We start from the raw sequence: 9,534 nt of genomic DNA, 5'->3' as shown, positions 1-9,534 counted from the left end.
ATAGACCTTTGCAATAGAAATATTGTTAGGGAATCTAAACAGAGTTTATAGTTAGATAGGGTTGTAATTTGTACAACCCTATTTTGAGTACAATATCAACAATTTAATCTAACAGAGCCAAATTTTAAAATTAACACAAGAAATATCATAAAATCAAACATTAGACCAAATATAATTGAGTTGTAAGGAGGCGAATACAATGCAAAAAAATAATATTGAAGAGATTATTGATTATATTGAGGATAATTTGAGTAATGATATTTCATTAACAGATATAGCTACAAGAGTTAATTATTCACCATTTTATTGCTCAACAAGTTTTCGTAAATACATAGGAATATCAATTAAAAAATATATTTTAAAAAGAAGATTACAATGTGCCGCAGATGATTTATGATTAACAAAATTAAGAATTATTGATATTGCATATAAATATTGCTATTCATCTCAAGAAGCATTTTCTCGTGCATTTTTAAGTTGTTATGGAATATCTCCATATGAATATAGAAAAAATAAATTACCAGCTTCACAATTTAATTCTAAAATTACTTATAATAACGAAAGTGATAATCAGGGTTATGTAATGAAAAATGAAATAATTAATACTATTCAAGAGAAAATATATTCTAAGTATGAATCCAATGTTCTTCATATTTTAAATGGTGGTTGTATGATGGACGAGTTTAAGAAGAAGAAATGGTGTAATGAAAACTTTACTTATGTTTCATTTAATGAAGCTATGTGTTGGGGCGAAGCTGATGAAGAAATATTTTCACAAGCATTTATTGAAAAAAGAGTACAATCACTTAATGGAACAATAGAACAATATAGAGATATAGTATTAAATCCATTAGAACCATTATTTAAAAATGAATTTGATACAATAGTATTATGGTTTGGTGATGATATGTTCTGTCAAATGAATATGCTGACAATACTTGCTTATTTAGAGCAAAGTAACTTTGATGGAGATGTACTATTCTGTATGGCTATTGAAAGTAGTGATGAGATGTTACCTAATGCTTATGAAATTGATATAAATGGAAGTTATCAAAGATACAAAAGTATAATCTGCAATAAACAGATGCCAAATGAAAAGCTAATGCCAGTATTATATCAAGCTACATTATTATATTTAAACTATTTGAATAAAGATAGTGAAATTAATAGGTATATAATTGAACATATTAATAAATCTGAAAAGCAACTTATTAATGAGCTATTTAGTAATTTCCCACAATATGGATTAGGGGACTTGCAATATAAAATGTTAATTAAAAATATTAATAAAACATATCAATAAAGAGAGTGATAAATTTCAATTTACCAATTAGATTCTATGAACAATCTTAAATAATAACGAACTAAAAGGACCAATAGTTTATCGGTCCTTTTTAAACGCATTATTTTCAACATTATTCTTAAACATAGCGAATTATTTAAATTCATTTGTATTAATTTATCTAACAGGTGATTTTTAATATATAAAGTAACGGTAGAATAAATATTGTTATAGTAATATTTGGCATATTGTTATAAGCTGTATTTATAGGAAGTTTTTTAGCTGATAGTATTATGATTGTCTATGGAAAATAACTGGACCTTCGAGGTGCAACTAATAAATTAAAAGAGGTGTTGAGGATGTATAGAATTGAAAACTTTAGTATTCATATAGGTCAATTAGGAAGAGATAGAATGGTAAGAGTATATTTACCAGGTGATTATGATGAAAGAGAAGATAAAAAATATGCTGTACTTTATATGCAAGATGGACATAATCTATTTTATGAGGAAACTGCATCATTTGGTGAAGCATGGAGGATTCAAGATGCTGTAAGTAATATTGAAAAACAGGGTAGAGATGGAATTATAGTTGTAGGAGTTGACTGTAATTTAGATGGAGGAAGAATTGATGAATATTCACCTTGGGTAAATGACAATTTATCAGAATTTATCCATTCAAAAACTTTACAAGTTGCTGGTGGAGAGGGAGATTTGTACGTAGAGTTTTTAGTTAAAACATTAAAACCACTTATAGATAAAAGGTACAGAACATTAAAAGATAGAAATAATACATTTATTGCTGGCTCATCAATGGGAGCATTTATATCTTTATATGCAGGGTATAAGTATAAAGAAATATTTTCGGCTATTGGAGCATTTTCAACAGCAGCTTGGTTTAAAAAAGATAAACTAATGGAATTCATAAAAGATAATTTTAAAAAAGGAACTAAGGTTTATCTAGATGTAGGAACTAAAGAAACTTCAGATGAAGAAAATAAAGACTTCAACAGGATTTATGTAGAAGATACAAAAGATATAGCAAATTTACTTTTGGAATTAGGACAAGATAGCGAGGATTTGAAGCTTATTATTGATGAAGGGGCAAATCACTCTGAAGCTTCTTGGAGAAAAAGATTCCCAATATTTTTAGAGTGGATTTAATAGCATTTTCTAGTAAATATTATCAAGTGTAAAAGTTAAAATACTAACTATAATATAGTATGTTTATAGTTAGTATTTTATTTTTAGGCTCTGTTTTAAATCGATGTTATAATAGGTCATATAAAAGTGAAGAAATAACTTATCCACTTTATTTCTAAATCTCAATAATTTAAATTTGCCAGTGCATTACTATGTTTAATTAAGCATTACTTTTTCTTTATTGTCATTCCTATAACCATACCACCTAACATGCCAAAACATATTCCATAAGTGATAGAATTTGGTCCAAATGTATTTGTAAATATTGAGCCTATTGTTACACCAAAACACATTCCTAATGTCATTCCTAAAGTCATATAATCTTCTTCTGATTTATCTTCCTTTTGATTGTGTGTTTCATTTTTGGAAACGTTCTTTTTTTTATTTTTCTTCTTAAGATTATTTACTAATAAAATCATTGCAATACTAACTAATATCAATGGTAAAATAATTAGAATAAAATCAGTCATAATTTTTCACCCCCCTTAAATGATATTATTGAATTTATAGATTATTCAATACTATATATTCATATTATACTTTAAAATAAAATACTCGTAAATGAGTATAATCATAAAATAAAAAACAAAACAGAGATAATGATACAAAAGTATCTTTCATAAAAATACTATGTTGTTAATATAATTAATTTATGAAGGAAGAATGGGGGGATAATATGGATAACGTATTAAATATTGAGAAATGTAAAATATGTGGGGGATTAGTTAGTATAGAAAACTCATCTAATGGAACAACTAAGATTTGTAATTGTTGTGGTTATTTTTATAATAAAGAAAATCCAAAGCATGAGCTAGGTTGTCACTGTGATAAATGTCATGAGGAAGAAAGCGAATCTATAGAAGTAAAAGAAATCGAATATTTAAATCCATGTGGAGCTTATAAGCTAGTAACTTCTAGTGGAATTGGACAAGTAGGAACATTAGGTGAAAATGTTAGGGAAGAGGATGTATTAAAGAAGTTTAATTTTAGTGATACTTCTAGATTAGATTTAAATAAGAGCTATATTAATTATAGAAATACAGAAACAAATGAATTTAAAATTATATTTGGAAATGGTAAGCCTGAAAGTTACGATGAGTTTGTTGGGAGAGTAAAACACTAGCTGGGATTAAGTTCTCAGCTAGTGTTTTGTTATTATCGCTATATAGATATGGTAAATTTATAATAGTATTTTGATAAGATAAGCAATATACTAAGTAAGAGGTGAAGACGTTGAAAAAGATATTATTAATTGAAGATGATTTAAATGTAGCTAGAGAGTTAGAGTTATCATTAGTTAAATGGGGATTTGAAGTAGCTACAATAGATAACTTTGAAAATATATTAAAGGAATTTATAGATATAAAACCAAGTCTTATATTAATGGATATAAATTTACCGTATTATGATGGATTTTATTGGTGTGAAAAAATAAGGGAGATTTCTAAGGTTCCCATAATATTCTTATCTTCAAGAGATTCTAATATGGATATTATTATGGGAATGAATAATGGTGGAGATGATTATATTACAAAGCCTTTTTCAGTTGAAGTATTAATATCAAAAATAAATGCATTATTACGTAGAAGCTATGATTATGCAAGTTCTGATTCTTTAATTTATTATAATGATGCAGTTTTAGATATTGAAAAGTGTATTTTTAGATATAAGGATAAAGAAATAGAGCTTACTAAAAATGAGATTAAGATACTATCATTGCTTATAAAAAATAAGGGGAAGGTAGTAGCCAGGGAAAAGATTATGATGAGCTTATGGAATGATGATGAATTTGTTAGTGATAATACATTAACGGTGAATATTACTAGGCTTAGAGGGAAAATAAAGGACTTAGGTTTAGATGATGTAATTAAAACTAAAAAAGGAATAGGGTATTTTATACAATGAATTTAAAAAGGTTTATACGAGAAAATATAAAATGTATTTTGTTTAATTGTAGTATCTTATTTTTTATTAATATATATTTTTTAGTGTTAAATTTGCTAAAGGATAATATGGGAGAAGTATATTACTTAGATTTAATATTAGTAGTTCTTTATATAGTAGCTTTCATAATTAAGTATAGAAGCTGGAAGGAACGTTATAGTAAGCTATATGAGTTAGTTGAAGATGATAATGATATCAATATAGATGATGTTGAAGGTGATTTTTTAGAAGAAGAGATAATCAGATATATCATTAATAAAAAAGAAAGCAAGTATTCTGAGGTTATAGATATTAAAGATGAACAAATTAAAGATATGGAAGAGTATATTTCTAGGTGGGTTCATGAAATAAAACTTCCTATTAGTGCAATATCAATGATTTTAGAGCGTATTGATGATGCAAAGATAAGTACAGATATTAAAAATGAAACTGAAAAAATTAATTTCTTAGTTAATTCAGTAATGTATGGAAGTAGAGCAACAGCTGCTGCTGAGGATATATTTATTTCAGAGGAAAAGTTAAAAGATATAGTAAAGCAAGCTATTAAAAACAATGCATTCTTATTAATAAGAAATAGTATTGATATAAGCTTAGAGAACTTAGACCACTATGTTTATACAGATAAAAAGTGGATTTTATATGTTTTAGATCAGCTTATTAATAATGCAATAAAGTACTCGAAGGAAAATGCAGAAATAAAATTTTATGCAGAGGAAACAGATAAATACATATGTTTAAATATTAGAGATAATGGGATTGGAATAGCCAAGGAGGATATTGAGAGAGTATTTAACAAAGGATTTACAGGTAGCAATGGTAGAAATACTATATATAAATCTACTGGAATGGGACTTTATTTTTCTAAGAAGATTTTAGATAAGCTAGGAAATTCATTTGAAGTACAGTCAGTAAAAAATCAATACACGTTATTTAAAATAAAGTTTAATAAAATATCTGATTTTACTACCATTACAAAAATGTAACATTAGATGTTTAAATGTAATGTTAAGTGAAGGATTAATTATTAAAAAACCACTAAAATTAATTTGTAAGCTGATTAATAGCTCAGCTAAATAGAAATTAGATTTTGGAGGAAATAATAGATGGGTGAAATATTAAAGTTAAATAATTTATCAAAGGATTATGGAATTAAAGGCTTTAAGACCAGAGTTTTAAATAATATATCTTTGTCTGTTGAAGAGGGAGAATTCTTATCTATAATGGGGCCCTCAGGAGCAGGAAAAACAACTCTTTTAAATTTATTATCTACATTAGATAAGCCTACTAAAGGTGAGATACTTTTAGATGGAATAGATATTACAAAGGTGAAAAATAAAGAGTTATCAGACATTAGAAAAGATAAAATAGGGTTTATATTTCAAGATTATAGCCTTTTAGATAACATGACATTAATGGATAATATAGCACTTCCATTAGCATTGGGAAGAAAGAAAAGTAAGGAAATTGAAGATAAAGTTATTAGGATGGCTGATATTTTTGGGCTTACAGAGCATCTTAAAAAGTACCCTTATGAATTATCAGGAGGACAAAAGCAGAGAGGTGCAGCAGCTAGAGCGTTAATTACAGAGCCTAAGGTTATATTTGCTGATGAACCAACAGGAGCTTTAGATTCAAAATCTTCTATAGACTTATTAGAGTGCTTAAAGAGAGTAAATGAAGAAAATAAAGCAACTATAATAATGGTTACTCATGATGCTTTTAGTGCAAGCTATTCTAAAAAAGTTTATATGCTTAGTGATGGAGAGATAAAGTGTCAATTAAATAAAGGTAATGATAGAAAAGAGTTTTATGGTAAGATAATTGATTTATTAGCAACTTTAGGAGGTGCTAAATAATGAGTATACTTTCCATAGCCTTTAATAATTTTAAGAATAATATAAAGACATACACCATGTTTTTTATTTCTATGATTTTTTCAGTAATTATTTTAAGTAATTTTTTTATACTTATGAATGGCGAAGCAATACAGGTATTAGGAGAAGCTAATGCATCTTATACTAAGATGATGTTACAAGCAGTTAGTGTAATTTTAGCTGTTTTTATGTTTTTCTTTATTTGGTATACATCAAATGTGTTTTTGAGAAATAGGAAAAAGGAAATTGGACTTTTTACCTTTATGGGCGTTGATTTAAAAACTATTGGTAAAATCTATTTTTCAGAGATGATGTTAATAGGCTTATCTGCTAGTGTAATTGGAATTGGTGTTGGGGTATTATTTTCTAAATTCTTTCAAATGATAGTTTTTGCAGTTGCAGGATTTAATGTAGATGTTAAATTTACTGTTACAGCTAATTCTATAGTAAGCACATTTTTAATATTTATGTTTATATTTTTATTAATGAGTATAAAAGGCTTTGTTAATATTGCAAGAAGTAAGGTAATTGACCTTTTAAATGATAGTAAGAAGTCTGAAAAGATGCCGAAGATTAGTGTGTTTACTTATATTATAGCTATTGTTTCAGTTGGATTTATTACTTATGGATATTATCTAGTATTTAGTTCAAAAATAAATGCTTTAAAAACTTTGGTTTTAGTTTGTATAGGTACTTATGGATTGTTTTATGCTGCAATTCCTGTAGTTCTTAACTTTTTAATTAATAATAAAAAAATATTATATAAAGGTGAGAATGTAATAACTATTAATAGTTTAGCTTACAGAATAAAGAAGAATTACACTACTTATGCTACAATAGGTATTTTAACAGCATGTACAGTTACAGTATTAGGTACAGCAGTTTCAATGAGAAAGCTATATACAATGAGTGAACAAAATGACCAATTATTTTCAATGTCATTTTATTCTTCAAATATAATAAATGATGAAAAAATATCAGATGAAATCACAAATCTTTTAGGTAGTAAGAAATATGATTTAAATACGGAAGTGGCAATAGTTAAGAATACATTAGAAAATATTGAAGAGTGGAAAAAAGAAGATTATATATTATTATCTTATGACCAATTTACTAATATTTTAAAGGCTAATGGATATGAAAAAGATTTAGCAAAAGTTAATGAAGAAATGGTAGAAGGAAGTAAGGCTATCTATATACAACGCCCAGGAACATTGGCAAGTTTACTCAAGGAAAAGGATGTAACTGTTAGTGATAAAACTTATGAGATTAGTGAAGGTGATATACGATTTAAGGTTTTAGGCTCACTTATTAATTATCCAACAGTAGTTGTTAATAATGATGAATATGAAAAGCTTAAGAGCAGTGGAGAAATGGTTAATTTCTATGGAATTAAAGTGGAAAATGATGATGAGTTATTAAATCAAGAGCTTTCAAATAAATTAGGAGAAGCATTAGCACCTTATTTAACAGAGGATATTAAGTTTCAAGTAGGGATATATAGGACTAAAAATGTAGAATGGTTAAAGGTTGTATATGCAATTGGAGCATTTCTATTCCTAGTATTTGTACTAGCAGAGGCTAGCATAATTTATATAAAGATATACAGTGATGCTACAGAAGATAAGGAAAAATATAAGATTCTAAAAAATATAGGAGCATCAAAGAAGGACTTAGGAAAAGCTATTAGAAAAGAAGTTTCTCTATTTTATATACTACCATTATCAATAGGACTTCTTCATAGTTTCTTTGCAATACAGGTTTTAGGAAAATTCTTATCAGAAAATTTAACCGTTACTTTTATTATTAGTGTAGTAGTATCAATAGCTATATTTATAATAAGTGCAATTATATCTATTAAAAACTTTAAAAATATCGTTAAAGTATGAAGATGATAGAAATAAAGTAGAAAAGAATAAGCTATATAAAACTCACTAAATATAGTTAAACTACATTCACTAAAGTGTTAAATTAAATTAAGAAATTAAATTGGAAGCCAGTAATATGGCTTCCAAAACATTTATTATTCTGATTATTAATCGTTAATTACAATAAGGTCGTAATCTCTATTTCCAACACCTAATTCTGATGCAGCTTTTACAGTAAGTACACCATTTCTTGATTCTATTCTTTCTATAAGATGAGATTTACCTGGATCTTTAGAAGAGTATACTAAATCAAGGCATGCTTGGTCTAGTGCTACTGGGTCAGTAGAAGAAAGTATTCCTATATCACCAATCTTTGGGTCTTCAGCAACAGCACAACAGTCACAGTCTACTGACATATTACACATAACATTTATAAAAACAATTTTATCTTTATAATATTCCATAATTGATTTAGAAGCATCAGCCATTGATTCAAGGAATGAGTTATGGTCAGCAGTCCAAAGTTCTTCAGGTTTTCCTACACCATGAATATAAGCTTTTCCATGAGAAGAAGCAAGACCTATAGAAATATTCTTTAGAGCACCTCCAAAACCTCCCATAGGATGACCTTTAAAGTGTGAAAGTACAACCATAGAATCATACTTATCCATATTTTTCCCAACATAATTAGTTTTTAAATGCTTACCACCATTTATAGGAAGCTCCATATCACCTGATTCATCAAGTATATCTACATTAGCAACAGAGTTCCAACCGTGAAGCTCCATAGTTTCCTTATGCTTTTCTGTAGTATTTCTTTTCCCTTCATATGCAGTATTACATTCTACAATAGTTCCGTTAACATAATCTATTATAGGTTTCATAAACTCAGGACGAATGAAATTCTGATTTCCAACCTCACCTGAATGGACCTTTACTGCCACATTTCCCTCAGATTTTACGCCAAGAGCATTATACATTTTTATCATATTTTCTGGAGTTATTTCAGAAGTAAAAAAGACTTTTGATTTTTCCATTTTTCTCACAATCCCTTCTTTTTTTAGTTAGCCATTGTATTATTATAGACCTTAAAGTTAACTTCAAATCAAGTAGAAATTAGAAAATATTTACTAAAAACTTAATTAATGAAATTTAAGTAAAAAAATATTGACTTAGAGTTAACTTTAAGTGATATAGTTAAAGTAATACGTATTGTGGGAAAATATAAAATAAATGGTATTATTTAGAATCTGTTAAGTTGATATGAAAAAATAGCTTGATTTTTCATAGAATTGCTCGCTCTTTGAAAATTATATAAGTTTGAATTTTTTATTGTATGGTAAACAAACCTACAATAAAATTGA

Annotated in this window: 10 protein-coding genes; 8 read left to right on the top strand and 2 right to left on the bottom strand. The window is 27.1% G+C overall.

The window, feature by feature from the left end; all coding sequences use genetic code 11:
- The first annotated feature begins 199 nt into the window (after window positions 1-199).
- The 3 genes from H8S10_RS18220 (at window position 200) to H8S10_RS17065 (ending at window position 2,445) form a co-directional block, all read left to right on the top strand.
- The gene (locus tag H8S10_RS18220) at window positions 200-397 is read left to right on the top strand and encodes an AraC family transcriptional regulator (protein WP_243175903.1); all 198 of its coding nucleotides are present in this window, start codon (window positions 200-202) and stop codon (window positions 395-397) included.
- Window positions 398-583: 186 nt separating this feature from the next.
- Window positions 584-1,303, top strand: coding sequence for a hypothetical protein (locus tag H8S10_RS17070; protein ID WP_243175902.1), 720 nt, complete (start codon window positions 584-586; stop codon window positions 1,301-1,303).
- 338 nt (window positions 1,304-1,641) lie between these two features.
- Window positions 1,642-2,445 carry an alpha/beta hydrolase-fold protein gene (locus H8S10_RS17065; RefSeq protein ID WP_186839670.1) on the top strand — a complete coding sequence of 268 codons (804 nt, stop codon included), beginning with the start codon at window positions 1,642-1,644 and terminating at the stop codon, window positions 2,443-2,445.
- Window positions 2,446-2,651: 206 nt separating this feature from the next.
- Here the strand turns inward: H8S10_RS17065 and H8S10_RS17060 are convergent, their stop codons facing one another.
- Window positions 2,652-2,954, bottom strand: a complete 303-nt coding sequence (locus H8S10_RS17060) for a DUF2700 domain-containing protein (protein ID WP_186839669.1) — start codon at window positions 2,952-2,954, stop codon at window positions 2,652-2,654.
- A 206-nt stretch (window positions 2,955-3,160) separates the two neighbouring features.
- Here H8S10_RS17060 and H8S10_RS17055 point away from each other — a divergent pair, with 206 nt between their 5' ends.
- The 5 genes from H8S10_RS17055 (at window position 3,161) to H8S10_RS17035 (ending at window position 8,191) form a co-directional block, all read left to right on the top strand.
- Window positions 3,161-3,607 (top strand): hypothetical protein, encoded by a 447-nt coding sequence (locus tag H8S10_RS17055; RefSeq protein ID WP_055262748.1) that lies wholly within the window; start codon window positions 3,161-3,163, stop codon window positions 3,605-3,607.
- Between the two features lie 110 nt (window positions 3,608-3,717).
- A complete protein-coding gene (locus tag H8S10_RS17050; RefSeq protein WP_186839668.1) occupies window positions 3,718-4,389 on the top strand; it encodes a response regulator transcription factor in 672 nt (223 codons plus the stop codon).
- 107 nt (window positions 4,390-4,496) lie between these two features.
- Window positions 4,497-5,411 (top strand): sensor histidine kinase, encoded by a 915-nt coding sequence (locus tag H8S10_RS17045; protein ID WP_243175901.1) that lies wholly within the window; start codon window positions 4,497-4,499, stop codon window positions 5,409-5,411.
- Window positions 5,412-5,531: 120 nt separating this feature from the next.
- Complete coding sequence (locus tag H8S10_RS17040) at window positions 5,532-6,284, top strand: ABC transporter ATP-binding protein (protein WP_186839666.1); 753 nt, start codon at window positions 5,532-5,534, stop codon at window positions 6,282-6,284.
- Entirely contained in the window at window positions 6,284-8,191 is a 1,908-nt protein-coding gene (locus H8S10_RS17035) for an ABC transporter permease (RefSeq protein WP_186839665.1), read from the top strand. Before H8S10_RS17040 ends, H8S10_RS17035 begins: the two co-directional genes overlap by 1 nt.
- A gap of 146 nt (window positions 8,192-8,337) precedes the next feature.
- Here the strand turns inward: H8S10_RS17035 and H8S10_RS17030 are convergent, their stop codons facing one another.
- Window positions 8,338-9,207 (bottom strand): DUF362 domain-containing protein, encoded by an 870-nt coding sequence (locus H8S10_RS17030; RefSeq protein ID WP_186839671.1) that lies wholly within the window; start codon window positions 9,205-9,207, stop codon window positions 8,338-8,340.
- Between the last annotated feature and the right edge of the window lie 327 nt (window positions 9,208-9,534).

This window comes from Clostridium sp. NSJ-49 (assembly GCF_014287725.1).
Lineage (GTDB): Bacteria > Bacillota > Clostridia > Clostridiales > Clostridiaceae > Clostridium > Clostridium disporicum_B.
The sequence above is the reverse complement of the archived record's forward strand: the minus strand, read 5'-3'. Positions and strand labels throughout refer to the sequence as shown.

Bases quoted from the DNA above. Each gene is read 5' to 3' on its own strand.
- H8S10_RS17055 (WP_055262748.1), top strand. From the start codon at position 3,161: ATGGATAACGTATTAAATATTGAGAAATGTAAAATATGTGGGGGATTA.
- H8S10_RS17070 (WP_243175902.1), top strand. From the start codon at position 584: ATGAAAAATGAAATAATTAATACTATTCAAGAGAAAATATATTCTAAG.
- H8S10_RS17065 (WP_186839670.1), top strand. From the start codon at position 1,642: ATGTATAGAATTGAAAACTTTAGTATTCATATAGGTCAATTAGGAAGA.
- H8S10_RS17040 (WP_186839666.1), top strand. From the start codon at position 5,532: ATGGGTGAAATATTAAAGTTAAATAATTTATCAAAGGATTATGGAATT.
- H8S10_RS18220 (WP_243175903.1), top strand. From the start codon at position 200: ATGCAAAAAAATAATATTGAAGAGATTATTGATTATATTGAGGATAAT.
- H8S10_RS17045 (WP_243175901.1), top strand. From the start codon at position 4,497: ATGGGAGAAGTATATTACTTAGATTTAATATTAGTAGTTCTTTATATA.
- H8S10_RS17035 (WP_186839665.1), top strand. From the start codon at position 6,284: ATGAGTATACTTTCCATAGCCTTTAATAATTTTAAGAATAATATAAAG.
- H8S10_RS17030 (WP_186839671.1), bottom strand. From the start codon at position 9,207: ATGGAAAAATCAAAAGTCTTTTTTACTTCTGAAATAACTCCAGAAAAT.
- H8S10_RS17060 (WP_186839669.1), bottom strand. From the start codon at position 2,954: ATGACTGATTTTATTCTAATTATTTTACCATTGATATTAGTTAGTATT.